Origin of the sequence: Kitasatospora sp. MBT66, from assembly GCF_000710405.2 — a bacterium.
Taxonomy (GTDB): domain Bacteria; phylum Actinomycetota; class Actinomycetes; order Streptomycetales; family Streptomycetaceae; genus Kitasatospora; species Kitasatospora purpeofusca.
In genome coordinates this window covers 149,932-150,345 of the sequence record NZ_JAIY01000014.1, presented here as the reverse complement: position 1 = coordinate 150,345, position 414 = coordinate 149,932, and the positions used below count along the sequence as shown (strand labels likewise).

Here is a 414-nt window from a genome sequence, read left to right as displayed (position 1 = left end):
CGCCGGGCGCCGACTACGCCGTCGCCTACCGCGCGACCGAGCTGACCTCGGCGGACGCCGGCTACGAGTTCGACCTCGCGACCGGCACCGTGGTCCCGGCCGACAGCGTGTCCTGGTACCTCGGCCGGGGCGAGAACGAGTTCCTGGTCCCGGAGACCGCCGATTCCTACATCGGCCGGGACGCCGCCCTGGGGGTGGCCGAGTGCGTCAAGGGGCTGAGCAGCCGGCCGACCGGGCGGGTGCCGTTCGGCGCCGTCGGCCCCCGGGGCGCCTTCTGCGTCCGGTCCGCCGACGGCCGGTCGCTCGCCGTGGTCCGGGTGCTCTCCACCGCAGGCACCGAGGGGCCGGTCAGAGTGTCCGTGGACCACTACCGCCGCAACGGCTGACCCAGCCACCGCCGGACCTGCGCGCCGC

The 414-nt window shown here is 76.1% G+C and carries 1 protein-coding gene; it reads left to right on the top strand.

Features of this window, described 5'->3' with window-relative positions; translation table 11 throughout:
• Positions 1-386, top strand: a 386-nt coding sequence (locus BI06_RS35140) for a hypothetical protein (RefSeq protein WP_043475096.1), incomplete at its 5' end; no start/stop codon positions are given.
• Between the last annotated feature and the right edge of the window lie 28 nt (positions 387-414).